This is a genomic window from Pseudomonas sp. PVC-5-1, from assembly GCF_057444345.1.
The window spans coordinates 3,352,552-3,374,554 of the sequence record NZ_CM172024.1 but is presented as its reverse complement, the minus strand read 5'-3'; the positions used below and the strand labels follow the sequence as shown (position 1 = coordinate 3,374,554).

Here is a 22,003-nt window from a genome sequence, read left to right as displayed (position 1 = left end):
TCAGCTTCAATGCCAAAACGGGGGCCGCTTTGCGGCCCATCGCGACACAAGGCCGCTCCTACAGCGACGTCGATCGCCTTCATATATCGGTTTCAAATACTCGCTATCCCCAATCTGTCTTGCCGCTTCGCCTGCCAGGCGCGTAGCGTTTTGCTCCCATCCTCTCGATCCATGGCGCGTTGACCGCCAGAAGGACCTCGGCCGCGCACAACAAGAAGGCGCAGACCATGAGCACCCCTTTGGATACCAATGCCCTCAAAGCCCGCCAGCAAGCCGCGTGGGCCAGTGGCGACTACGCGGTAATCGGCACTACCCTGCAACTGGTTGGCGAGCGCCTGGCCGAAGCCTGTGACCTGCGCTGGGACGAGCAGGTGCTGGATGTCGCCGCCGGCAACGGCAATGCCACCCTGGCTGCTGCCGTGTCACCTCCACCGACTATGTGCCCGACCTGCTCAAGCGCGGTGAAGAACGCGCGCGGGCCGAGCACCTCAATGTGGTGTTCCAGGTCGCCGATGCCGAAGCGCTGCCGTTTGCCGATGGCACCTTCGATGCAGTGCTGTCCACTTTCGGCGTGATGTTCGCGCCCGACCAGGCCCAGGCCGCACGCGAACTGAGCCGGGTGTGCCGGCCCGGTGGCCGGATCGGTCTGGCCAACTGGACCCCGCAAGGGTTCGTCGGGCAGATGTTCAAGACCCTCGGGCGGCATGTACCGCCACCAGCCGGGGCTCTGCCGCCTTCACGCTGGGGTGATGAAGAACAGTTGCGCGTGATGTTCGAGGGGGCGCTGGGCGAATTGAAGGTCAGCCGCCAGCACTTCAACTTCCGCTATCGCTCGGCGGCGCATTTCATCGAGGTGTTCCGCACCTGGTACGGGCCGGTGCACAAAGCGTTTGCCTCGCTGGAGCCGGAAGCGGCCGGGGCGCTGGAGCGGGATCTGACCCAGTTGCTGAACGAAAGCAATGTGGGCGGCTCGTCGTCGTTGGTGGTGCCGAGTGAGTACCTTGAAGTGGTGATCATTCGAGGTTGAGCCCACGGGCCAAGCGCTCAGTTCTTGCACTTGGCCATCACCACCTGGCAAGTTTTCGGTGTGCCTCCTGACCGGCTTGCATAACGCACGCAGTTGTTCAGCGATTTCTGCCGGGCAATGCTCAGCGTATTGCCCCACGCGAGGCCGCCTTCGCCGGTGGTGGGGACGGCCTTGGCGAAGCAGTTGGAGCCCGTTGCGGGCGTTGCGTACCTGGCCTTGCTGGCTTTGCTGGAGCAGCCGGCGGTGAGTGCCAGGCTGAAGGCGAGCAGGGTGGTCAGCGCCCAGGACGTGGAGGGGCGAATCGGTTTACTGCTCATATGCTCTCCTTACCGAGGTGCAGGACTCTGCGATCGCAAGCAAGGTGCTGCCCCTGTGGGAGTGGGTTTACCGAGGCGTCGAAGCGCCGCGAACACTGGCAAGGCCGGTGCCATACACTGCACAGGATATTGCATTCAAGCGAAGCGGTGAACGCTTGCGTTGTATCAGAAGCAGCGCAAGGCCTCGCACCATGGCAAGGCCTTGCGCCTGGGGCAACGATCAGAACCGGTAGTTGAAGCTGGCTTCCAGCGTACGCGGTGCACCCGGGGTGATCAGGTCAACCGAACCGTGCGCGGAGGCATAGTAGTCGCGGTCGAACACGTTCTTGAGGCGCAGCGCGGCATCCCACTGCGGCACGCTGTACAGCAGCGCGGCGTCGAAGGTGGTGTAGCCCGGCATCACCACCACGTTGTCGAGTGCGGTGTAGCGCTCGTCGACGTAGTTGGCGCCGGCGGCCACGCGCCATTCCGGGGTCAGCGTGCGCACCAGCCAGACGTTGGCGCTGTTACGCGGCGTCAGCGTAGGGGTCTGGCCTTCGTTGGCCACGCCATTGGTCTTGCTGTTGGACTTGGTCATCTCGGCATCCAGGTAGGCGTAGCCGGCGTAGATCTGCCACTTGTCCGTGAGCTGCCCGCTGACGGTGGCTTCGAAACCGTCGGTGCGCTGTTCGCCGGCCAGCACAGTCAGGTTGGGGTTGGCCGGGTCGGCGGTCTTCATGTTGGTGCGCTCGAGGCGGAATACCGCTGCGGTCACCGACAGGCGGCTGTCGAGCAGGTCCCACTTGGCGCCGATTTCGTAGTTGGTGGTTTCTTCCGGCTCCAGATGCTGGTTGGTCGGGCTGACCGCGAACACTTCGCCCGAAGGCTGGTAACTGCGGCTGACCGACACATAGTAGGACTGGATGTTATCCGGCTGGTACACCAGGCCGGCACGTGGGCTCCAGGTCTTGTCGGTACGGTCGAGGTCGACGTTCTGCGCGCGGTCGTCGTCGTACTCCTGGCCGAAGATGTCATAACGCACACCGACCAGGGCCTTCCAGTGCTCGTTCAGCTCGATCATGTCCTGCACATACAGGCCGGCGGTCTGCTGGAAGTTGGTGCCCTTGGACGACAGGTTGGCGGCGTGCTCCGGCACCGGCACCAGGGCGTCGCGGTACACCGGCACCTGGGCCACGTTGTTCTGGCTCAGCACCCGCTGGTGCTTGTCCTGGAAGCCCACTTCAACGCCATACAGCAGGTTGTGCTGCATGCCGGCAAGCTGCGCCTGTTGCTTGAGTTCGGTCTGGTTGAACATGCCGTACTCGTCGCGGGCGACGTTGCCACGGTTGAGCTTGACCAGCAGTTCGCCGTCAGGCGCGGTGACGAAGCGCGTCGGGCTGCTGTCGGCCAAGGTGTTGTTGCGGTCCAGGTCGTAGCGGTAGTACCGGCTGGTGTTGGTCAGGGTGAAGTCGTCGTTGATGCGGTAGTCCAGGCTTGCAGTCAGCGAGAACACTTCGCTGCGGGCGTAGTCCTGGTCGGCATCGCCGGAGCCGAAGCGCTTGTCGCGGTCCACATCTACCGGGCGGTTGCCCAGCGCCGGGATGCCGAAGTCGATCAGGCGCTTGTCGTACAGGTAGGTGGCGCCCAGGTTCAGTTCCAGGTCGTCGGAGAGGCGGAAGTAGGCCGACGGCGCGATGGCCTTGCGGTCGATGTAGCCATCGTCGCGGAAGGTGTCGCTGTCTTCGAAGGCGCCGGTCACGCGATAGGCCTGGTTGCTTTGCGGGTCGGCCCAGCCGGTGTCGAACTGGGTGCGGCGCTTGCCTTCGCTGTCGAAGCTCATGCCGACTTCGCGCTTGGGCGTGAAGCTCGGCTTCTTGCTGATGCTGTTGATCAGGCCGCCCGAAGAGCCGCGGCCATACAGCACGGCGGCAGGGCCCTTGATCACCTCGACCCGCTCGATGTTGGACAGGTCGCGGAAGTACAGCGCGTCGTCGCGCACGCCGTCGATGTACATGTCGCCAATGGCGCTGAAGCCGCGAATGGTCACCTGGTCACGCTGGCCGTCGCCGTTGGACAGGCCGACGCCGGGCACGTTCTTCAGCACGTCTTCCATAGACTGCGCACCCTGGTCCTTGATCACGCTTTCGGGCACGACGTTGACGGTTTGCGGGATGTCGCGCAGCGGGGCGTCGATCTTCATGGCGCTGCGGCTTTCGCTGGCCTTGTAGCTTTGCTGCTCGTAGGCGCTGGTGACCGCAGTGGCGGGCAAGGCGAGGGAACCCTGCGATTCAGATTGGACCGCGTGAACAGCAGGTACAACCAGAATACCCAGCACGGAAATGGATGCTGGGACAACAGACTTTTTTGCCATTACAGGTGACTCTTTGTTGTATTTGAAGGTCACGAATAGTAATGATTTGCAAATGTAAAGCAAGTGTAAAGAGTTCGTATTTGCTATTGCAAGAATGCAGCTGGCAGAAAAAGCGACAAAACGCGTCGTGAGGGGGAAGGGCCGGCAATGTGTCAGGCAAGGGCTATGCTTGTTGGCGCGTGATGATTTCACGTCCCTACCCGGTCTCGATTACATGGAAGCAGGCCTATGAATCCAATTCGCTCTCTCGCTCGTGCCATTGCCGTTGCCACCCTGGCGTCTGCCTTCAGCTTCACGGTGCAGGCTGCCGGTATTCCCATTGGTAGCGAGGCGCTGGAAAGCCACGTCACCACGCAGGTCACGGCCATCGACCTGGCTAACCGACAGGTCACGGTGAAAGGCCCTGACGCCAAGAAGGATGTGACCTTCCAGCTCACTGAAAAGGCCAAGGCGCTGCCCAACCTCAAGGTGGGTGACCAAGTCGACATCTACGTGACCCGTGCGGTGGCCTATGTGCTCAACCCGGAGGTGGGCGGTGCACCGAAGGCGACTGAAGAGTCCGGTACCATTCGCGCCACGGCAGACAACCCCAACCCGGGCGGCGAGGCGTTCCGCCAGGTCAGGGTGACCTCGCAGATCAAGAAGATCGACCTCAAGACGCATGAAGTGAGCCTGTTGCCGCCGGAGGGCAAGCTGCAGGTGGTCAAGGTCGAGAACCCTGACCTGCAGGCACGCATGAAGAACCTCAAGGTCGGCCAGACGGTCGACGCGATCTACACCGAAGTGCTGCGCGTCGAAACCTCGCGCTGACCATTCATTGGGGCAGGCTACGGGTTGCCCGCGTATGGATCCGCCGTGATGCCTTGCATGACGGCGGATGTCGTTCGAACAGCTGCATCACCCAATCGGGCCGAGTCTTGCTGGCATCGTTGAGCCAATTGGCAACCGAGTCCTGGGCATACTTGTCTGCTTCAGCCAGGCGCGGCACCAACAGTGGCTCGGCCACTTCGGGCGCTTGCTTGAGTGCGGCGATGTGCTCGCACCACACGCCACGTGGGCGCAGCACCTCGATACAGAAGCGTCGTACCAGTGGGTTGCTGTCGCCGGCATGCCGGGCAAGCAGGGCCAGGGCATCATCCAGCGCTTGAGCCAGGCGCGGGCGCAGGGCCATCCAGGCCCATTCGCGCACACCAAAATGTTCATCGCGAGCAAAACGCAGCTGGGCCAGCAATGCGGCTTCGAGATCGACCGTGCGCGACAGGTGCGCCTGGGCGAAGGCCGCCCAGCTGCGCACCGTATCGGAGCTGTGCGCGCTGCACTGCTCCAACACCTGCTGGCGCTGGTGCGCAGGTGCGGGTTCCAGCCACTGCCCAAGGGCAAGGCCGATCCCCGTAATTTTTTTTGACAGGCCCTGCGAGCAGGTTTCTTCGGCGCAGGTAGCCAGCTGTTCGATCAGCGTGTCGGGCAACTGGCCTGCCAGTGCACTGACCAAGGTCCTTTGATCCACTGCCAGACATTCGGCCAGGTTGCGGGTGGGCAACTGCCCATGGTCGATCAGGGTTGTACGTTCATCTGTCATCGAATGTGCTCCATCACATACGGTTTGGTCTGGCCTCAGCCGTGAGTCCGCCGGTTCGAGCCTTGGGCGCCGAGGCTGGGCAGCATCCTAGCCCAATCGGCTGGTATCCATGCAACGAATAGCATGAGTGCACACTTTCGATTTCCATGGATGAAGGGAATTTTCCGATCATCGCCTGAACATCTGTCACGAATGAGGACTGCCATGTTCAGCAAGACCTTGTGCCTTCTGGTGCTTCCCTTTGCCCTGGCGTTGCTTGCCGGTGCCGTGCTGCCGTTCCAGGCTGCGAGTAATGCCGCCGTCGGCCGGGCTCTGGGGCATTGGTTATGGGGCGCGTTCACGTCATTGACGGTAAGTTCGCTGGTAGTGATTTTCGCGCTGCTGATCCTCAGGGTACCGGCGCCGGACATGAGCAAGGCCTTGCAGGGGCCCTGGTGGCTGTGGGTTGGTGGTGTGCTGGGGGCGCTGTACGTGGCCGGTGCTGCTGCGCTCACCCCCCGGCTTGGGGCAGCGGGGTTCCTGGTGCTGGTGGTGGCGGGGCAGATCATCACGGCGGTGGTCGCAGACCACTTTGGGGTGATGGGGTTGGGAGGCAAGCCGCTCAGTCTGGCCAGGTTGGCGGGTGTGGTGCTGATCCTCTGCGGCGTTCTGCTGGTGCAGGGCACCTGGGGAGCAGGCTCGCCGGCCAATGCCCCTGCCGTGGAGAAACAGTCGGAAGGCTGATCAGCGCCCCGGCTGGCTGCACGCCCACACGGTTTCCCGCAGCCAGCGATGCCCGGGGTCGTCGTCCTTGCGGCTATGCCAGGCTTGCTGGTAATCGAACGAAGGAATCGCCAGTGGCGGCTCGAACTGGCGCAATGTCTTGTGCTGGTGCAGCGAGCCCACCGCGCGGCTGGCCACGGTGAGGATCAGGTCGGTGCCGGCCAGCACCTCGACCGCCGCACTCCAGTGCGGCAAGGCCAGGGCAATCCGCCGACGCAGGCCTTGCGCGGCCAGGGCGCGTTCGATTTCATCGAAGGCATCCGGGTGCATGGCCATCAGCACATGCGGACGGGCCAGCCAGTCGTCCAGGGCCAGGCCGCCGCTGGCCGGTAGCACCTGGCGGTCGGCAACGCTGATGAAGCTGTCGGTGAACAGCGGCTGCGCCGTGATGGCCTGGGGCAGGTCCGGGAAGATGCCCAGGGCCAGGTCCAGTTCACCATCGAGCAACTGGGCCAGCATGGTTTCGCGGCTGGCCTGGCTGATGGCCAGGTCCACCCCGGGCGCGACCTGGCGCAGGTGGCGCAGCAGGGGTGGCAGGATGATCCGCGAGGAATAGTCGGACAGCGAGAGCCTGAAGCGACGCTGGGCCTTGGCCGGTTCGAACTGTGGGGCGGCCAGCAGGCCGTTGAGGTTGCCCAGGGCGTCGTGCAGCGGTTTGGCCAGCGATTGGGCGCGGGGGGTCAAGGTCATGCGGCCGTTCTGGCGCACCAGCAAGGGATCGTCGAAGTGCTTGCGCAACTGCGCCAGGGCGTGGCTTACCGCCGGTTGGCTGCGGTGCAGGCGCAAGGCGGCGCGGGTGACGTGCTTTTCGCTCAGCAGGGCGTGCAGGGCGAGCAGCAGGTTGAGGTCGATCTTGCGTAGTTCATCCATGTTGCGAATGGTCTTGGTTGCGTCCGACAGTTTTCATCAGTTTAACAAATGCCCAAGGCTGCTCCTGCAGAGGACGCTTCAAACGAGCGATATTTGTTTTCTGCGCGACAGCGCAGCCCAAAGAGCCAGAGCTTTATCGCCTTGCTACCGCATGTTGCACGCACTGCTCGTAATAGGTCTGCTTGATCGCTGCAGGCTTTAGCCGCGAGCGGCTGTTGTAGGTCTGTTCGGTAATGCCGAAGGCGGTCATGCGCATCCACGGTTTGGGGAATTTGCGCGCCTGCAGCTTCTTGCGCGTGGCATACAGGGTTACCCCGGAAAGCTTGGCCTGCTGCGCCTCGGCGGCTATCTGCGCGCCCCAGCCGCAAGTGTGGCGATCGTTCTGGCTCAGCGCCCGTGCCTGGGCGCCGAAAGCGAGCGTGGCTAGCAGGCAGCCGGCCATCGTTGCTAGAAGTACTCGCATGTTGCTGTCCTAAGCATCTGAAGGAAAACGAAGTTTGCCTTCACAAGCAGCTACCGGGGGCCAGCAAATTGCCGTCAGGTTGTTGTCATCCGCAACGGGCTGGCGCGGTGTGTGCGCAGGCTGGTCCAGGCCAGGCTGGCGACCCAGATCACCGATACGCCGTAGTTCAGGCGCTGGTACAGGCCGAACCATTGGCCGCTTTGCGCTGCCTTGCCCATGAGTACGACGGTCACGATCGCCAGCACCACGCAAGCCAGGGAAAACAGCCCCAGTGCCCTGGAGCCGGCAACGCGATTGCCCAACCAGGCCCACAGTGCGCTTGCAAGGGTCAGCGAAAGGAACATCAGCAAGCCGAACAGGTTGTGTAGCTGCTGTGAAGGGGAAGGCTGCGCCGGAGCGCAACCTTGGTCGCAGGGAAACCAGCCGGTACCCAGGCTGCCCAGACCATGCAACAGCACCAGCGCCGCACTCAGCAATGCCAGCTTCGAACCACGCCAGCGCCGCGCCAGGCCCCAGGCAAACAGGGTGAACAGCATGGCAAGGGGGAAGTTGTTGACCAACGGCGACCAGTTCTGGGTCGGCGAACCAACGGCGCCGAGCTGGCTCATGGCCTGTTGCAGGTGATCGTAGCCGGGGTAGGCCAAGGCGGTGAACCATACGCCTGCGAGCAGCCAGAAGGGGATCAACAGGCCGCTGGCGAGCAACAGGCGGTCGAGGGGTTTCATGCGGTGTTTTCCTTCCATGGATGAGCGTGAAACCGCACAGTACAGCCTTGCAACTGCGAGGCGCCAGCATTCCAGTGTTTCGTTCAGGGCTGCGTGTCGCCTACGGACGCCGAGAAATACCGCACTGCGTGTATGTGATCGTACAACTGCTTGCGCTATGATGAGCGCTGTCTTTCAAGGTGAAATACAGGGCAATGACAGAGCAGCAGGTACAGGCAAAGACCCGGCGCAAGCCGCGCAGTCTGGCCCAGGAACTGGTCACGGTGCTGACCGAGCGCATTCGCAGCGGCCAGCTCAAGCGCGGCGACAAGCTGCCGACCGAATCGCAGATCATGGCCGAAGAGGGTGTCAGCCGCACGGTGGTGCGTGAAGCGATCTCGCGGCTGCAGGCTGCCGGGCAGGTCGAGACTCGCCACGGCATCGGCACCTTCGTGCTGGACGCGCCAGCCACGGGTGGTTTCCGTATCGACCCGGCGACCGTGGTCACCCTGCGCGAAGTGTTGGCGGTGCTGGAGTTGCGCATTGCCCTGGAGATCGAATCGGCGGGCCTGGCGGCGCAGCGGCGCAGCGATGAAGAGCTGACCGGCATGCGTGCGGCGCTGGACGAACTCAACGAAGGGGCTGCTCACGCCACGGATGCGGTGTCGGCGGATTTCCAGTTCCACCTGCGCATTGCCCAGGCCAGCGGCAACCACTACTTCGCCGACATCATCAACCACCTGGGCACCAGCATCATCCCGCGTACCCGGTTGAACTCGGCGCGGCTGGCCCATGATGACCAGGCGCACTACATGAGCCGGCTGATGCATGAGCACGAGGCGATCTACGAAGCCATCGCCCGGCGTGATAGCGAAGGGGCGAAGATGGCCATGCGCATGCACCTGAGCAACAGCCGCGAGCGCTTGCGCCAGGCGCATGAAGAGGCCGAGGCGCAGGGGGCCTGAGGCCTTCGTCGCTTGTGCCGGCCTCTTCGCGGGCGCGCCCGCTCCCACAGGGATCACCTTATCTTGAGGGTGCAGCGATACTTGTGGGAGCGGGCGTGCCCGCGAAGAGGCCGGTACAGCCAAAATAGAAGCCCCGCCATGCGCGGGGCTTTCTGGTTTCAAGGGGCGATCAGATCGCGCCCTCACTCCACTGGCCATTCACCAGCCGGCGCAGCCCAAGCGGGTTGCCGTCGCGCAGTGCCTCAGGCAACAGTGCCTGCGGGTAGTTCTGGTAGCACACCGGGCGCAGGAAGCGGTCGATGGCCAGGGTGCCGACCGACGTGCCGCGCGCATCCGATGTGGCCGGGTAAGGCCCGCCGTGCACCATCGCATCACACACCTCGACACCGGTCGGGTAGCCGTTGACCAGGATCCGCCCGACCTTCTCTTCCAGCAGCGGTACCAGCCAGGCGAAGGCCTGCAGGTCTTCCGGCTCGCCAATCAGGGTCGCGGTCAGCTGGCCGCGCAGGCCGAGCAGGGCGGCGCGCAACTGATCGTTGTCCTGCACTTCCACGGCAACAGTGGTCGGGCCGAACACTTCTTCCTGCAGCAGCGGGTCAGACTCCACCAACAGGCGGGCATCGGCCTTGAACAGCTGGGCGCGCGCCTGGCTGCCTGCCTGCGCCTGGCCGGCCAGGTGCTCGATACCGGCATGGGCGTGAAGGTGCTCCAGGCCACCGACGTAGCTGCGCAGGCCACCTGCGTTGAGCATGGTCTGGCCGGCCTGCTGGCTCAGGTGCTGGCCAAGCTCGGCCAGCAGTTGGCTGTACTGCGGCGACTGCAGGCCGATCACCAGGCCCGGGTTGGTGCAGAACTGGCCTGCGCCCAGGCACACCGAACCGGCCAGTTCTCGGGCGATGGCTTCGCCACGCTTGGCCAGGGCGCCCGGCAGGATGATGACCGGGTTGATGCTGGACATCTCGGCGAACACCGGGATCGGCTGCGGGCGCTCGGCGGCCATGCGGCACAGGGCGTCACCGCCTTTCAGCGAGCCGGTGAAGCCGACCGCCTGGATGGCCGGGTGCTTGACCAGCCACTCGCCGACGCCGCCACCGAACACCATGTTGAACACGCCCTTGGGCATGCCGGTGCGCTCGGCGGCGCGCTGGATGGCACTGCCAACCAGGTCGGCGGTGGCCATGTGGCCGCTGTGGGCCTTGAACACCACCGGGCAACCGGCGGCCAGGGCCGCAGCGGTATCGCCACCGGCGGTGGAGAAGGCCAACGGGAAGTTGCTGGCGCCGAACACGGCGACCGGGCCGACGCCGATGCGCATCTGGCGCAGGTCCACGCGTGGCAGGGGCTGACGCTCGGGCAGGGCCAGGTCGATGCGTGCACCGAGGAAGTCACCACGGCGCAGCACTTGGGCGAACAGGCGCATCTGGCCGCTGGTGCGGCCGCGCTCGCCCTGGATACGGGCGGGGGGCAGGGCGGTTTCACGGCAGACGATGGCGACGAAGGTGTCGTCCAGTTCGTCCAGCTCGGCGGCGATGGCGTCAAGGAATTCGGCGCGCCGCGCCGGGGCCAGCTGGCGGAATTCGGCGAAAGCGGCGGCCGCGGCCTTGGCGGCCTGGTCCACTTCGCTTTCGGTGGCCTGGGCGAAGCTGTAGGGCAGGGCCTCGCCGGTGCTGGCGTCCAGGCTCTGCAGGCGCTGCGGGCCAGCGGCGCTGCGCTGGCCGGCGATGAAGTTGTGGCCGAGGATTTCAGGCATGGGGTGCTCCTGTAGGTTGAGAGAAAATCTGGCAGGTTGTCGCATGACCTGTGGGAGCGGGCGAGCCCGCGAACACCGGCGCAGCCGGTGCCATACACCGGGTTGCCTGCTTCGCGGGCTCGCCCGCTCCCACAGGGATCGCGACACTGTCGAGAAGCCGGGTCATCAGGTAATCGGTGCCGGGTTGAACAGGGTGATGTCGTTGTGCAGGCGATGCTGTTCGGCCCAGGTCTGCTTGCGGCCGCTGGCCACGTCCAGGTAGTAGTGGAACAGCTCCCAGCCCAGCTCCTCGATGGTCGAGCGGCCGCTGGCGATGCGCCCGGCGTCGATGTCGATCAGGTCGGGCCAGCGCTGGGCCAGCTCGCTGCGGGTGCATACCTTGACCACTGGCGCCATGGCCAGACCGTATGGCGTGCCGCGGCCGGTGGTGAACACATGCAGGTTCATGCCGGCAGCCAGTTGCAGGGTGCCGCAGACAAAGTCGCTGGCCGGGGTGGCGCAGAAGATCAGGCCTTTGCGGTTGACCCGCTCGCCCGGGCCGAGCACGCCCTGGATGGCGCCGCTACCGGACTTGACGATCGACCCCAGGGACTTCTCGACGATATTCGACAGGCCGCCTTTCTTGTTGCCCGGCGTGGTGTTGGCGCTGCGGTCGGCGGCGCCTTGCTGCAGGTAGCGGTCGTACCAGTCCATTTCGCGCACCAGGGCGTCTGCGACCTCCTGGTTTTCCGCCCGCGAGGTGAGCATATAGATGGCGTCGCGCACTTCGGTCACCTCCGAGAACAGCACGGTGGCGCCGGCGCGTACCAGCAGGTCGGCGGCGTAGCCCAGCGCCGGGTTGGCGGTGATGCCCGAGAAGGCATCGCTGCCCCCGCACTGCATACCCAGGATCAGTTCGCTGGCCGGCACGCTTACGCGGCGGCGCTGGTCGAGTTTCTTCAGGCGGGTCTCGGCCAGTTCCATGATCTGCTCGATCATTTCCACAAAGCCCAGGCTGGCGTCCTGCAGGCGGTACAGCCACGGGTCGCTGAGGTCCACCGACGGGTCGTTGTCGTGCATCACCTGGCCGGCCTGCAGCTTTTCGCAGCCCAGGCTGATGACCAGGGCCTCGCCGCCCAGGTTGGGGTTGCGCGCCAGGTTGCGCACCGTGCGGATCGGGATGTAGGCATCGCGCGCGTTGATCGCCACACCGCAGCCGTAGCTGTGGGTGATCGCCACCACGTCATCGACATTGGGATACTTGGGCAGCAACTCGCTGCGAATGCGCTTTACCGCATGCTCCAGCACGCCGGCCACGCATTGCACGGTGGTGGTGATGCCGAGGATGTTGCGGGTACCGACGGTGCCGTCGGCGTTGCGGTAGCCTTCGAAGGTGAAGCCTTCGAGCGGCGGCAGCGGCTGCGGGACGGCGTCGCAGCGTGGCAGGCTGTCCAGCTCCGGTGCGGCCGGCATGGCCAGCTGGCTCTCCTGCACCCAGCTGCCCTGGCGCAGGTCTTCCAGCGCATAGCCTATGATCTGCCCGTAGCGGCGCACCGGTTCGCCCTTGGCGATGGCTACGGTGGCCACCTTGTGGCTCTGTGGCACGCCTTCGACCAGGGTCAGGCCGTCGGCGAAGCGGGCGCCTTCGCCCAGGCCGCCATCATTGACCACCACCACGACATTGTCGTCGTCGTGCAGGCGGACGTAGCGGGGCGAGTCGGAATGTTCGATCAACTGCATGTTCGGGCCCTACTTGTCAGGTTCTCAGGCTTTTGTACATCCGCCCGCGGCGGGTGGCCGCCGCGGGCGTGTTCACTCAGTGGCGCGAGCCGGCCAGTTCGCTGCCGGCCACTGGCTCGGCGTCAGGCTTTGGGCTTTCACGCAGCTCGATGCGCTTGATCGGGCCGACGATCACCAGGTAGCTGAACACCGCCACCAGGGCGTTGGCGCCGACGTACACCAGGGCCCACTTGAACGAACCCGTGGCGCTGATGATGTAGCCGATCACGATTGGCGTGGTGATCGAGGCGATGTTGCCGAAGGTGTTGAACAGCCCTCCCGACAGCCCGGCGATCTGTTTCGGCGAGGTGTCGGCGACCACCGCCCAGCCCAGCGCGCCGATGCCTTTGCCGAAGAACGCCAGGGTCATGAAACCGACCACCATCCACTCGGCGTCGACGTAGTTGCAGAACACCATGGTGGTCGACAGCAGCAGGCCGCAGACGATCGGCAGCTTGCGCGAGAAGGTCAGCGAGTTGCCGCGGCGCAGCAGCCAGTCGGAGATCACCCCGCCCAGCACACCACCGATGAAGCCGCAGACCGCCGGCAGCGAGGCGATGAAGCCGGCCTTGAGGATGGTCATGCCGCGCTCCTGCACCAGGTACACCGGGAACCAGGTGAGGAAGAAGTAGGTGATGGCGTTGATGCAGTACTGGCCCAGGTACACGCCCAGCAGCATGCGGCTGGTCAGCAGTTGCTTGATGTAGCCCCATTTCGGGCCGTCGTTGCCGCGTTTCTGGTCCATGTCCACCAGCCCGCCATTCTGCTCGATGTGTTCGAGTTCACCTGGGCTGATACGTGGGTGTTGGCGCGGGTTGTAGATGGTCTTCAGCCACACCATGGAGAACACGATGCCCAGTGCGCCCATGACCACGAACACGTGCTCCCAGCCGAAGCTGAACACGATCCAGCCCATGATCGGTGCGAACAGTGCGGTGGCGAAGTACTGCGCCGAGTTGAAGATGGCCGAGGCGGTGCCGCGTTCCTGGGTCGGGAACCAGGCCGCGACGATGCGCGCATTGCCGGGGAACGACGGGGCTTCGGCAAAACCGACCAAAAAGCGCAGGGTGAACAGCGTCACCACCGCCCAGGCCACCGGCAGACCACCGACAAAACCCTGCAGCAGGGTGAACAGCGACCAGGTGAAGATGCTGAAGGCGTAGACGTTCTTGGAACCGAAGCGGTCGAGCAGCCAGCCACCAGGAATCTGGCCAGCCACGTATGCCCATCCGAAGGCGGAGAAGATGTAGCCGAGGGTCACGGCATCGATGCCGAGGTCTTTCTGCAGGCTGGAGCCCGCGATGGCAATGGTGGCGCGGTCAGCGTAGTTGATCGTGGTCACCAGGAACAGCATGAACAGGATCAGGTAGCGCACATGCGTCTTCTTCGTCGCTTGCATGCTGGTAGTACTCCCACTAGTTATTTTTGTGCGGGCTTACGAATTGTAACCGGAGCGGGGCTGGCCCACTCCGGGCGCGGCATCTGGCAGGCCGCGGGCGGCGCTTACTGCGGGCCCATCTTGTCCATCAGCGCGGCGAGTTTTTCGTACTCGTCGGCGGTGAGGTCGGTAAGCGGAGTACGCACCGGGCCGGCGTCGTAACCGGCGATTTTGGCGCCGGCCTTGACGATGCTCACGGCATAGCCGGCCTTGCGGTTGCGGATGTCCAGGTAAGGCAGGAAGAAGTCGTCGATCAGCTTGGCCACGGTGGCGTGGTCGTCACGGGCGATGGCGTTGTAGAAGTCCATGGCGGTCTTCGGCACGAAGTTGAACACGGCGGAGGAGTACACCGGCACGCCCAGGGCCTTGTAGGCGGCTGCATACACCTCGGCGGTCGGCAGGCCACCCAGGTAGCTGAAGCGGTCGCCCAGGCGGCGACGGATCGACACCATCAGCTCGATGTCACCCAGGCCGTCCTTGTAGCCGATCAGGTTCGGGCAGCGCTCGGCCAGTTTTTCCAGCAGGTCGGCGTTCAGGCGGCAGACGTTGCGGTTGTAGACGACTACGCCGATGTTTACCGATTTGCATACGGCTTCGACGTGGGCGGCGACGCCTTCCTGGCTGGCTTCGGTCAGGTAGTGCGGCAACAGCAGCAAGCCCTTGGCACCCAGGCGCTCGGCTTCTTGCGCGTATTCGATGGCCTGGCGGGTGGAGCCACCGACGCCGGCGAGGATAGGGACCGACTTGGCGCAGGTGTCGACGGCGGTCTTGATCACCTGGCTGTATTCGCTGGCAGCCAGCGAGAAGAACTCACCGGTGCCACCGGCGGCGAACAAGGCGCTGGCGCCGTACGGGGCCAGCCATTCCAGGCGCTTGACGTAGCCAGCCGGGTTGAAGTCGCCCTGGGCGTTGAAGTCGGTGACCGGGAAAGACAGCAGGCCGTGGGAGAGGATGGATTTGAGTTCTTGTGGAGTCATTGTTGTTGGCATCCTGTGGCGCTTGGGTGAAGGGTGATGTTTTGCGTTTGAGGTAAGTTATCGTACAACCTGTACGATGACTAGTCCCTTGGGGAGATTTTTTTGTGGAGGGGCGGAAGGAGTGTGTTGCCTGTGCCGGCCTCTTCGCGGGTAAACCCGCTCCTACAGGGACCGCGTCGCGCTTGTAGGAGCGGGTTTACCCGCGAAGAGGCCAGCACAGGCGACAACAAGAGATGCATGAGACATAGATGGCAGACTCACTGCGATCAGTCATCGTATCTCTTTATGGGGCAGGAAAAAAACGATCGCGGAGACAGGCACAAGCCCGCCGCCCGTTTCCACGGGAAGTGTTCTGGGACCAGCAGAGGGTGACCGGGGAACACGGGGGCGGCCTTGCGCCGCCCCGCGATCAAAGCAGAGGAAACTGGGGTCAGGCAGCGTGCTGGCGCTTGATCTGCGCCTTGCGTACCTGGGCCCGGCAAGCGTCGCCGAAAGCCTGGAAAATCTTGATCGAATCCGGGTTCTTCGCCGCTTGCCACTCCGGGTGCCACTGCACGGCGAACAGGAATGGCGAGATGCTCGGGGCATGGATCGCCTCGACCAGGCCGTCTTCGGCGTGGGCGATGGCCTCGATGCCGGCGCCGAGCTTGTGCAGGCCTTGGCCATGCAGCGAGTTGACGCGAATCTCATCGGTACCCAGGGTGTCACGCAGCCAGCTGTCCGGCTTGATCTTCACGCCGTGCACCTGGGCGTATTGCACCTCGACCGGGTCTTCCGGGTTTTCCCGGTGGTCATTGAAGCCAGGCTCGGCGTACACCTTCTGGTAGATGTCGCCACCCAGGGCCACGTTGATTTCCTGCATGCCACGGCAGATGCCGAAGATCGGCAGGCCACGCTTGATCGCGGCCTTGACCAGCGGGATGTCGAACAGGTCGCGGTTCTGGTCCTGGCCTTTGCCGGGGGTCTCGTTTTCCTGGCCGTACAGGGCCGGGTCGATGTTGCTGCCGGCGCCGGTCAGGTACACGCCGTCGGCCATGTCCAGATAGGTCTCGAGGTCTTCGATGCCGCAGCAGGTGGGCACCAGCACCGGGACGCAATCGGAAAACTCGACCAGCGGGGTGATGTATTTGTGGGTCATGACCTGATAGTCATGGCCTTTGCGCTCTTGGCTGCCCATGGTCATCAGGACGACGGGTTTGCGCAGGGAGGGTTGCTTGTTGCCAATGTTGCTGTTGGACATATGTCACCTTGGGACAGGTTCGGCCTGTCGTTGTTGTGCAGGTGCACGGCGCGGGGCCATGGGTGCAACCTGTAGCCCCGAGCACTGCCGGCTCGTCGGAGGCGACGATTCCGGTCGGGGCTTGTAGATAGCTTGCCAGAGCCGTTCGATATGTCAAACGACGGAGCAGGGCTTGATGGCAGCGAATGCGCCGGTTTTTGGGGGCTGAAACCGTTGCGAGCCTGTGGTGGCGTGGGTTTGGCGGGGGGTAAGGTCAATAATATTTAACGATGCAGTTGGGTCTTTGCAGCGGTGCAATGAAGGTGTCGCCTGTTCCGGCCTCTTCGCGGGCATGCCCGCTCCCACAGGTTGATCACCGGTCTCGAAGGCCGAGGTGATCCTGTGGGAGCGGGCGAGCCCGCGAAGAGGCCGGAACAGGTGTCAGTGCAGTATTTGCGCCAGGAACCCCTTGGCCCGCTCGGTACGCGGCTGGTTGAAGAACACCTGCGGCGGGCTGTCTTCGATGATCTGCCCGCCCTCAAGGAACAGCACCCGCTCGGCTACCTGGCGGGCAAAGCCCATTTCATGGGTGACGCAAAGCATGGTCATGCCGGTGCCGGCCAGTTGCACCAGCACATCCAGCACCTCGGCGACCATCTCTGGGTCAAGCGCCGAGGTGGGCTCGTCGAACAGCATGATCCGCGGCTTCATGCACAGTGCCCGGGCAATCGCCACGCGCTGCTGCTGGCCACCGGACAGCTGGCTGGGGTACTTGTGCGCCTGGCTTTCGATGCCGACCTTGCTCAGGTACATGCGCGCCCGCTCCTCGGCGTCCTTGCGCGACAGGCCGCGCACGCTGGTGGGGGCCAGCAGGCAGTTGTCGAGCACGCTCATGTGCGGGAACAGGTTGAAGTGCTGGAACACCATGCCGATGTCGCTGCGCACCTGCGCCGCTTCGCGGGTGGTGGCCGCCAGGTCGATGCCATCCACCTTGATGCTGCCCTGCTGGGCCACTTCCAGGCGGTTGATGCAGCGGATCAGGGTCGACTTGCCCGAGCCGGACGGCCCGCACAGCACGATGCGTTCGCCTTCGCGCACCTGCAGGTCGATGTCGCGCAGCACGTGGAACGCGCCGTAGTGCTTGTTCAGGCCTTCGATGCGGATCAGCACCGGGCGTGGGTCGGGTTCGGGGGCAAGGGTGGCAAGGCTCAGTGGTGCGGTCATCTTGTTGTTCTCCCGCAGGGGGTCAGTCGAAACGGGTCGCGCTGTAGGGCGCGGGGTCGGTGAAGGGGCGTTCGCCGGTGACCAGTTCGGCCACCAGCCGGCCGCTGACCGGGCCCAGGGTGAGGCCGTGGTGGGCGTGGCCGAAGTTGAACCACAGCCCCGGGTGGCGCGGTGCCGGGCCGATCACCGGGCGCATGTCGGGCAGGCACGGGCGGCGGCCCAGCCACGGGGTGTCGTCCAGGCGCTCACCCAGGGCCGGGAACAGCTTGCGCGCCAGGGCTTCGCAACGGCCCAGCTGGATCTGGTTGCCCGGCGCGCTGCTGGCGTCGAACTCGATGCCGGTGGTCAGGCGCACGCCGCGGGCCATCGGCGCCAGCACGTAGCCGCCCTGGGTGTCGCAGATGGAATGCTCCAGTTGCGCGCCGTCACGGGTGCTGTAGTGCATGTGGTAGCCACGCTTGATCGCCAGCGGTATCTGGTAGCCCAGGCCACTGAACAGGTCGGCTGACTGCGGGCCGAGGCAGGCCACCACCTCGTCGGCGGTGATCGGGCCGCGGCGGCTGTCGACCCGCCATTGGCCGTCGACCTGGCGCAGGCTGCGCGCATCGCCATGCAGGAACTGCCCGCCGCGCTGCGTGAACAGGGTGGCGTAGCCGCGGGTGAGGGCGCCGGGGTTGTTCACGGTCTTGGGGTCGAGCCAGTGAATGCCGCCGACCACGCTGGCGTCCAGCTGGTGCTCGCGGGCCTGCAACTGCCCGCATTCGAGGATTTCGAACTGCAGGCCATATCGGCTCAGGCCCTTGGCGTCGGCCTTGGCCTGCTCGAACAGCGCCGGGTCACGGAACACTTCGATCCAGCCTTTGGCCTGCACCAGCCCTTCCAGGCCGGCGGCAGCAATGAATACGTCGTGCTCCTCGACGCAGCGCTGCACCAGCGGCAGCATGTCGGCGGCGGCCCCGGCCAGGCGCCCGGGGGCAGACTGGCGCCAGTAGCGCCACAGCCAGGGTGCGGCCTTGGGCAGGTGCAGCAGGCTGTAGCGCACGTCGGGCTGGCGGTTCAGGCCATAGCGCAGCAGCGCGCCCAGTTGCCGCGGGAAGGCATAGGGGATGACGCTGGAGCGCTCGATCAGCCCGGCGTTGCCGTGGCTGGTGCCGCAGCCCGGTTCGTCGCGGTCGATCAGGATCACCTGGCGCCCGCGGGCCTGCAGGTGCAGCGCGGTGCTGACGCCGACGATGCCGGCGCCGAGGACAAGGGTCTGGCAATGCATGGAACGTATCCTTCGGTCAGTTCAAGTGGCGGCCCAGACGGGCTTCCAGGTGTTTCAGCAGGCGCCGCACCAGTTCGACGATCAGCAGGTAGAGCACGGCGGCCCACAGGTAGATCTGGAAGTCGAAACTGCGCGAGAAGGCCAGTTTGGTCACGCCCATCAGGTCGTAGATGGTCACCAGCGAGGCGATCGCACTGGCCTTGATCATCAGGATCAGTTCGTTGCCCAGCGGGCCGATGGCCACCAGCAGCGACTGCGGCAGGATCACCTTGAAGAAGGTGGTCGAGCGCTTCAGGTTCAGCGCCCGAGCCGCCTCATGCTGGCCGGGGGCGACGGCCATCAGGCTGCCGCGGAAGATCTCGGCCTGGTAGGCGGCGGTGTTCAGGGTGAACGCCAGCAGGGTGCAGAACCACGCCTCGCGGAAGAACCACCACAGGCCTACGTCCTGCCAGAAGCCTTTGAGCGAACCCAGGCCGTAATACAGTAGGAACAGCTGGGCCAGCAGCGGCGAGCCGCGGAAGAAGTACACATAGCCGGCGGCCATGCGCTGCAGCAGCAGGCTGCGCGACATGCGCGCCAGGGCCAGCAACAGGCCGAGCACGGCACCCAGGCTGAAGGAAATCGCCACCAGCTTGGCCGTTACCAGCAGGCCATCGAGGAAGCGTGGGCCGTAGCGTTCCAGCAGGTCGGGGTCGAGTACCAGCGCCAGCAGTTGTTCGAAGCTCATGCGCGTGCTCCTTGCAGGTGGCGGTTGCTGCGCCGTTCGATGAAGGCGAACACGCGCCCGGAAATGGCGGCGAACAGCAGGTAGCCCAGGCAGGCGACGCCATAGAAGAACATCGGCTCCTTGGTCACGCTGACGGCCAGGTTGGTCTGGCGCATCAGGTCGACCAGCGAGATGGTGGATACCAGCGAGGTGTCCTTGAGCAGCGACAGCCAGTTATTGGACAGGCCGGGAAGGGCGATGCGGGTCAATTGCGGCAGCAGCACCTTGAAGAAGCCGGTGCGCTTGCTCAGGCCCAGCGCCGAGCAGGCTTCCAGCTGGCCCTTGGGCAGGGTCTTGAAGGCTGCCAGCCAGATCTCGCTGGAGAACGCGGCGAACACCAGGCTGAAGGCGATCATCGCGGCGAGGAAGGTATTGATCAGGAACTCACCCTGGTAGCCCATGGCTGCGAGAATTTTCTGTGCGGCGATCTGGCAGCCGTAATAGATGATCAGCAGCGTCAGCAGTTCGGGCAGGCCACGGAACACGGTGGAGAAGGTGGTGGCCCAGGCACGCGGCAAGCGCTTGCGCGAGCGTGCTGCAAGGGCGACCACCAGGCCCAGCGGCAGGCCGATGGGCAGGCAGGCCAGGGCCAGGGAAACGGTGACCAGGGCGCCGGCCAGCAACGCCTGGCCCCAGCCTCCACTGGCGAAGGACAGCAAGGATAATTGATCGAGCATGACGAACACCTTGTGTTGACCTCACCGGCCTCATCGCCGGCAAGCCAGCTCCCACAGGTACACCGCTGTTCTTCAGGTCAGTGAGCAACCTGTGGGAGCTGGCTTGCCGGCGATAGGGCCCGGTCAGGCAATGAGGGCTTGAAGATCAGTTGTAGATATCGAAAGCGAAGTACTTGCTGGCGATCTTCTGGTAGGTGCCGTTGGCCACGATCTGTTGCAGCGCGGTGTTCAGGCGTTGGCGCAGGGCTTCGTCGTCCTTGCGCACGGCAATGGCGGCATCGGCCTTGGTGTTGGCCACGTCGCCGAGGATCTTGCAGCAGTCCCCGCCGTTCTTGGTCATCCACTCGTTCAGTGGGAATTTGTCGGCAATCACCCCGTCCAGGCGGCCCGCGGCCAGGTCGGCGTTGGCTTCGTCCATGGTCGGGTACAGTTTCACGTCGGCACCGGCCTTGGCGTAGACGTCTTCGGCGTAGATGGCCTGGGTGGAGGACGACTGGGCGCCAACGGTGTATCCGTCGAAGTTGGTCTGGGCGTCGGTAATCTTGCTGTCCTTGGCCACGGCGACAGTCAGCGGGGTGCGGTAGTAGTGGTCGGTGAAGGCGATTTTCTTGCGCCGTTCTTCGGTGTTGATCATCGACGCGACCACTGCGTCGTACTTGCGTGCCATCAGCGCCGGGATGATGCCTTCCCAGTCCTGGGCCACCAGCGTGCACTCGACTTTCATCTGCTCGCACAGGGCATGGGTGATGTCGATGTCGAAGCCGTGCAACTGGTTATTGGCGTCGACATAGTTGAAGGGCGGGTAGGCGCCCTCGGTGGCGAAGCGCAGGGTTTCGGCACTGGCGGCACCCGACAGCAGCAGGGCACACGCACCCACCAAGGCCATGGTCTTTTTCATCTCGCACCTCATTGCACTCTTGCTATTGTTGTTTTCCCGTCGACCACGAGGTGTAGCCGACGAATTCGTTATGTAGAGCGGCAGTTGCTTCCAAGCGCTTTTCAACATCCGGTCCGAGTTTCTTGCAGACCTCGTTGACCATCAGGTGCACCCACGACAGCATGGTCGAGGTGGACTCCCAGAACAGGTTGAACTCGGTGGGAATGCGGAACACCTCGTCGGCGTTGGCATCGGCCCAGTCACAGAAGGTGTCGGTCACCAGGGTGACCGCTATGCCAGCCTCGCGCGCCTTCTGGCACAACAGCAGGGCATGGCGGGAATAACGGCGGGCTTCGAACACCACCAGGGCGCTGTCTTCGGCGCGGCCCAGCAATACTTCGCCAAAGTGCCCGGCACTCATATCCACCAGCTGCACGCCATCGCGCAGGTACTGCAGCAGGTGGCTCATGCACATGGCGATGCCGCGCTCGGTCTGGAAGCCGGCAATGAACACCCGCTGCTTGCTTGCCAGGCGCTGGGCGACGCTGTGCCAGGCGCTGCTCTGGCGATACTCGTGCACGCGCACCAGGGCGGCGATTTCCAACTCCAGGCTGCCGGCGTTGTCGCTGGCGTCCTGGTTCTGGCGGTAATCTTGCAGGCGGTCGCCCACCAGCCACGGGCCATCGCCCAGGTCGTTCTGCAGGTCTTGCTTCAACGCCTTGAGATGGGCATAACCCAATGAGCGGCAGAAACGGCCGACGCTGGATTCGCTGACGCCCAGCTTGGCGGCAATGCTGGCCGAGGTCTGGAACGGTAGTTCCTGCAGATTGGCGAGCATGTAGGTGGCGATCTTGCGGCCCGAAGCAGCGGCCCCTTCGAGGCTGTTTTCCAGGCGTTGCTTGATCGGTTGGCTCATGCTGCGGCTCCAGGGGTAAGGCTTGCGAAAGAAAATGGCTGTTTTCTGTCATCAAGTCAACATTTGACAGATAGCTGTCACATGCAGGAAAGTTTTT

20 protein-coding genes and 1 pseudogene are annotated in these 22,003 nt (G+C 64.4%); 4 read left to right on the top strand and 17 right to left on the bottom strand.

Translation table 11 applies throughout. The features are described 5' to 3' along the window. Positions 1 to 227 precede the first annotated feature (227 nt). Positions 228 to 1,027: pseudogene (locus AC2T3R_RS15225) on the top strand (class I SAM-dependent methyltransferase). A 17-nt stretch (positions 1,028 to 1,044) separates the two neighbouring features. Here AC2T3R_RS15225 and AC2T3R_RS15220 read toward each other — a convergent pair. Next, positions 1,045 to 1,344 carry a hypothetical protein gene (locus AC2T3R_RS15220; protein WP_003260568.1) on the bottom strand — a complete coding sequence of 100 codons (300 nt, stop codon included), beginning with the start codon at positions 1,342 to 1,344 and terminating at the stop codon, positions 1,045 to 1,047. 220 nt (positions 1,345 to 1,564) lie between these two features. Then, on the bottom strand, positions 1,565 to 3,694 hold the full coding sequence (locus tag AC2T3R_RS15215) for a TonB-dependent receptor (protein ID WP_486743868.1): 2,130 nt from the start codon (positions 3,692 to 3,694) through the stop codon (positions 1,565 to 1,567). A 228-nt stretch (positions 3,695 to 3,922) separates the two neighbouring features. Here AC2T3R_RS15215 and AC2T3R_RS15210 point away from each other — a divergent pair, with 228 nt between their 5' ends. After that, positions 3,923 to 4,504 carry a hypothetical protein gene (locus tag AC2T3R_RS15210; protein ID WP_013973000.1) on the top strand — a complete coding sequence of 194 codons (582 nt, stop codon included), beginning with the start codon at positions 3,923 to 3,925 and terminating at the stop codon, positions 4,502 to 4,504. 4 nt (positions 4,505 to 4,508) lie between these two features. Here the strand turns inward: AC2T3R_RS15210 and AC2T3R_RS15205 are convergent, their stop codons facing one another. Beyond that, complete coding sequence (locus AC2T3R_RS15205) at positions 4,509 to 5,273, bottom strand: hypothetical protein (RefSeq protein WP_100413469.1); 765 nt, start codon at positions 5,271 to 5,273, stop codon at positions 4,509 to 4,511. Between the two features lie 204 nt (positions 5,274 to 5,477). Here AC2T3R_RS15205 and AC2T3R_RS15200 point away from each other — a divergent pair, with 204 nt between their 5' ends. Beyond that, complete coding sequence (locus AC2T3R_RS15200; RefSeq protein ID WP_100413470.1) at positions 5,478 to 5,996, top strand: DMT family transporter; 519 nt, start codon at positions 5,478 to 5,480, stop codon at positions 5,994 to 5,996. Here AC2T3R_RS15200 and AC2T3R_RS15195 read toward each other — a convergent pair whose 3' ends face one another. The 3 genes from AC2T3R_RS15195 to AC2T3R_RS15185 all read right to left on the bottom strand — a co-directional run bounded on the left by AC2T3R_RS15195 (position 5,997) and on the right by AC2T3R_RS15185 (position 8,093). Then, complete coding sequence (locus AC2T3R_RS15195; RefSeq protein WP_486743867.1) at positions 5,997 to 6,905, bottom strand: LysR family transcriptional regulator; 909 nt, start codon at positions 6,903 to 6,905, stop codon at positions 5,997 to 5,999. A 133-nt stretch (positions 6,906 to 7,038) separates the two neighbouring features. Further along, positions 7,039 to 7,368 (bottom strand): hypothetical protein, encoded by a 330-nt coding sequence (locus tag AC2T3R_RS15190; RefSeq protein WP_023660807.1) that lies wholly within the window; start codon positions 7,366 to 7,368, stop codon positions 7,039 to 7,041. A gap of 74 nt (positions 7,369 to 7,442) precedes the next feature. Beyond that, positions 7,443 to 8,093: a DUF998 domain-containing protein gene (locus tag AC2T3R_RS15185; protein ID WP_486743866.1), complete on the bottom strand. Its 651-nt coding sequence runs from the start codon at positions 8,091 to 8,093 to the stop codon at positions 7,443 to 7,445. A gap of 194 nt (positions 8,094 to 8,287) precedes the next feature. On the opposite strand from AC2T3R_RS15185, the gene AC2T3R_RS15180 reads away from it, so the two are divergent. Continuing rightward, a complete protein-coding gene (locus AC2T3R_RS15180) occupies positions 8,288 to 9,037 on the top strand; it encodes a FadR/GntR family transcriptional regulator (RefSeq protein WP_024087290.1) in 750 nt (249 codons plus the stop codon). Positions 9,038 to 9,206: 169 nt separating this feature from the next. Here the strand turns inward: AC2T3R_RS15180 and AC2T3R_RS15175 are convergent, their stop codons facing one another. From AC2T3R_RS15175 to AC2T3R_RS15125, 11 genes are all read right to left on the bottom strand, one after another. Continuing rightward, positions 9,207 to 10,787, bottom strand: a complete 1,581-nt coding sequence (locus AC2T3R_RS15175) for an aldehyde dehydrogenase (NADP(+)) (RefSeq protein ID WP_486743865.1) — start codon at positions 10,785 to 10,787, stop codon at positions 9,207 to 9,209. Between the two features lie 165 nt (positions 10,788 to 10,952). Next, a complete protein-coding gene (gene garD, locus AC2T3R_RS15170; RefSeq protein WP_486743864.1) occupies positions 10,953 to 12,506 on the bottom strand; it encodes a galactarate dehydratase in 1,554 nt (517 codons plus the stop codon). 76 nt (positions 12,507 to 12,582) lie between these two features. Further along, positions 12,583 to 13,944, bottom strand: a complete 1,362-nt coding sequence (locus AC2T3R_RS15165; protein WP_023660766.1) for an MFS transporter — start codon at positions 13,942 to 13,944, stop codon at positions 12,583 to 12,585. Positions 13,945 to 14,048: 104 nt separating this feature from the next. Further along, positions 14,049 to 14,960, bottom strand: coding sequence for a 5-dehydro-4-deoxyglucarate dehydratase (gene kdgD, locus AC2T3R_RS15160; RefSeq protein WP_039615340.1), 912 nt, complete (start codon positions 14,958 to 14,960; stop codon positions 14,049 to 14,051). A 430-nt stretch (positions 14,961 to 15,390) separates the two neighbouring features. Further along, entirely contained in the window at positions 15,391 to 16,200 is an 810-nt protein-coding gene (locus AC2T3R_RS15155; protein ID WP_015270696.1) for a gamma-glutamyl-gamma-aminobutyrate hydrolase family protein, read from the bottom strand. 420 nt (positions 16,201 to 16,620) lie between these two features. Next, positions 16,621 to 17,403, bottom strand: coding sequence for an amino acid ABC transporter ATP-binding protein (locus AC2T3R_RS15150; RefSeq protein WP_013972988.1), 783 nt, complete (start codon positions 17,401 to 17,403; stop codon positions 16,621 to 16,623). A gap of 22 nt (positions 17,404 to 17,425) precedes the next feature. Continuing rightward, positions 17,426 to 18,670: an NAD(P)/FAD-dependent oxidoreductase gene (locus AC2T3R_RS15145; RefSeq protein WP_054573560.1), complete on the bottom strand. Its 1,245-nt coding sequence runs from the start codon at positions 18,668 to 18,670 to the stop codon at positions 17,426 to 17,428. A gap of 16 nt (positions 18,671 to 18,686) precedes the next feature. Then, positions 18,687 to 19,397, bottom strand: a complete 711-nt coding sequence (locus tag AC2T3R_RS15140; protein ID WP_004376258.1) for an ABC transporter permease — start codon at positions 19,395 to 19,397, stop codon at positions 18,687 to 18,689. Next, positions 19,394 to 20,113, bottom strand: coding sequence for an ABC transporter permease (locus AC2T3R_RS15135; RefSeq protein ID WP_004376260.1), 720 nt, complete (start codon positions 20,111 to 20,113; stop codon positions 19,394 to 19,396). Before AC2T3R_RS15135 ends, AC2T3R_RS15140 begins: the two co-directional genes overlap by 4 nt. Before the next feature lie 145 nt (positions 20,114 to 20,258). Next, complete coding sequence (locus AC2T3R_RS15130) at positions 20,259 to 21,011, bottom strand: transporter substrate-binding domain-containing protein (protein ID WP_410953520.1); 753 nt, start codon at positions 21,009 to 21,011, stop codon at positions 20,259 to 20,261. A gap of 22 nt (positions 21,012 to 21,033) precedes the next feature. Further along, on the bottom strand, positions 21,034 to 21,906 hold the full coding sequence (locus tag AC2T3R_RS15125) for a MurR/RpiR family transcriptional regulator (RefSeq protein WP_410953521.1): 873 nt from the start codon (positions 21,904 to 21,906) through the stop codon (positions 21,034 to 21,036). Between the last annotated feature and the right edge of the window lie 97 nt (positions 21,907 to 22,003).

Bases quoted from the DNA above. Each gene is read 5' to 3' on its own strand.
- AC2T3R_RS15220 (WP_003260568.1), bottom strand. From the start codon at position 1,344: ATGAGCAGTAAACCGATTCGCCCCTCCACGTCCTGGGCGCTGACCACC.
- AC2T3R_RS15215 (WP_486743868.1), bottom strand. From the start codon at position 3,694: ATGGCAAAAAAGTCTGTTGTCCCAGCATCCATTTCCGTGCTGGGTATT.
- AC2T3R_RS15210 (WP_013973000.1), top strand. From the start codon at position 3,923: ATGAATCCAATTCGCTCTCTCGCTCGTGCCATTGCCGTTGCCACCCTG.
- AC2T3R_RS15205 (WP_100413469.1), bottom strand. From the start codon at position 5,273: ATGACAGATGAACGTACAACCCTGATCGACCATGGGCAGTTGCCCACC.
- AC2T3R_RS15200 (WP_100413470.1), top strand. From the start codon at position 5,478: ATGTTCAGCAAGACCTTGTGCCTTCTGGTGCTTCCCTTTGCCCTGGCG.
- AC2T3R_RS15195 (WP_486743867.1), bottom strand. From the start codon at position 6,905: ATGGATGAACTACGCAAGATCGACCTCAACCTGCTGCTCGCCCTGCAC.
- AC2T3R_RS15190 (WP_023660807.1), bottom strand. From the start codon at position 7,368: ATGCGAGTACTTCTAGCAACGATGGCCGGCTGCCTGCTAGCCACGCTC.
- AC2T3R_RS15185 (WP_486743866.1), bottom strand. From the start codon at position 8,093: ATGAAACCCCTCGACCGCCTGTTGCTCGCCAGCGGCCTGTTGATCCCC.
- AC2T3R_RS15180 (WP_024087290.1), top strand. From the start codon at position 8,288: ATGACAGAGCAGCAGGTACAGGCAAAGACCCGGCGCAAGCCGCGCAGT.
- AC2T3R_RS15175 (WP_486743865.1), bottom strand. From the start codon at position 10,787: ATGCCTGAAATCCTCGGCCACAACTTCATCGCCGGCCAGCGCAGCGCC.
- garD (WP_486743864.1), bottom strand. From the start codon at position 12,506: ATGCAGTTGATCGAACATTCCGACTCGCCCCGCTACGTCCGCCTGCAC.
- AC2T3R_RS15165 (WP_023660766.1), bottom strand. From the start codon at position 13,944: ATGCAAGCGACGAAGAAGACGCATGTGCGCTACCTGATCCTGTTCATG.
- kdgD (WP_039615340.1), bottom strand. From the start codon at position 14,960: ATGACTCCACAAGAACTCAAATCCATCCTCTCCCACGGCCTGCTGTCT.
- AC2T3R_RS15155 (WP_015270696.1), bottom strand. From the start codon at position 16,200: ATGTCCAACAGCAACATTGGCAACAAGCAACCCTCCCTGCGCAAACCC.
- AC2T3R_RS15150 (WP_013972988.1), bottom strand. From the start codon at position 17,403: ATGACCGCACCACTGAGCCTTGCCACCCTTGCCCCCGAACCCGACCCA.
- AC2T3R_RS15145 (WP_054573560.1), bottom strand. From the start codon at position 18,670: ATGCATTGCCAGACCCTTGTCCTCGGCGCCGGCATCGTCGGCGTCAGC.
- AC2T3R_RS15140 (WP_004376258.1), bottom strand. From the start codon at position 19,397: ATGAGCTTCGAACAACTGCTGGCGCTGGTACTCGACCCCGACCTGCTG.
- AC2T3R_RS15135 (WP_004376260.1), bottom strand. From the start codon at position 20,113: ATGCTCGATCAATTATCCTTGCTGTCCTTCGCCAGTGGAGGCTGGGGC.
- AC2T3R_RS15130 (WP_410953520.1), bottom strand. From the start codon at position 21,011: ATGAAAAAGACCATGGCCTTGGTGGGTGCGTGTGCCCTGCTGCTGTCG.
- AC2T3R_RS15125 (WP_410953521.1), bottom strand. From the start codon at position 21,906: ATGAGCCAACCGATCAAGCAACGCCTGGAAAACAGCCTCGAAGGGGCC.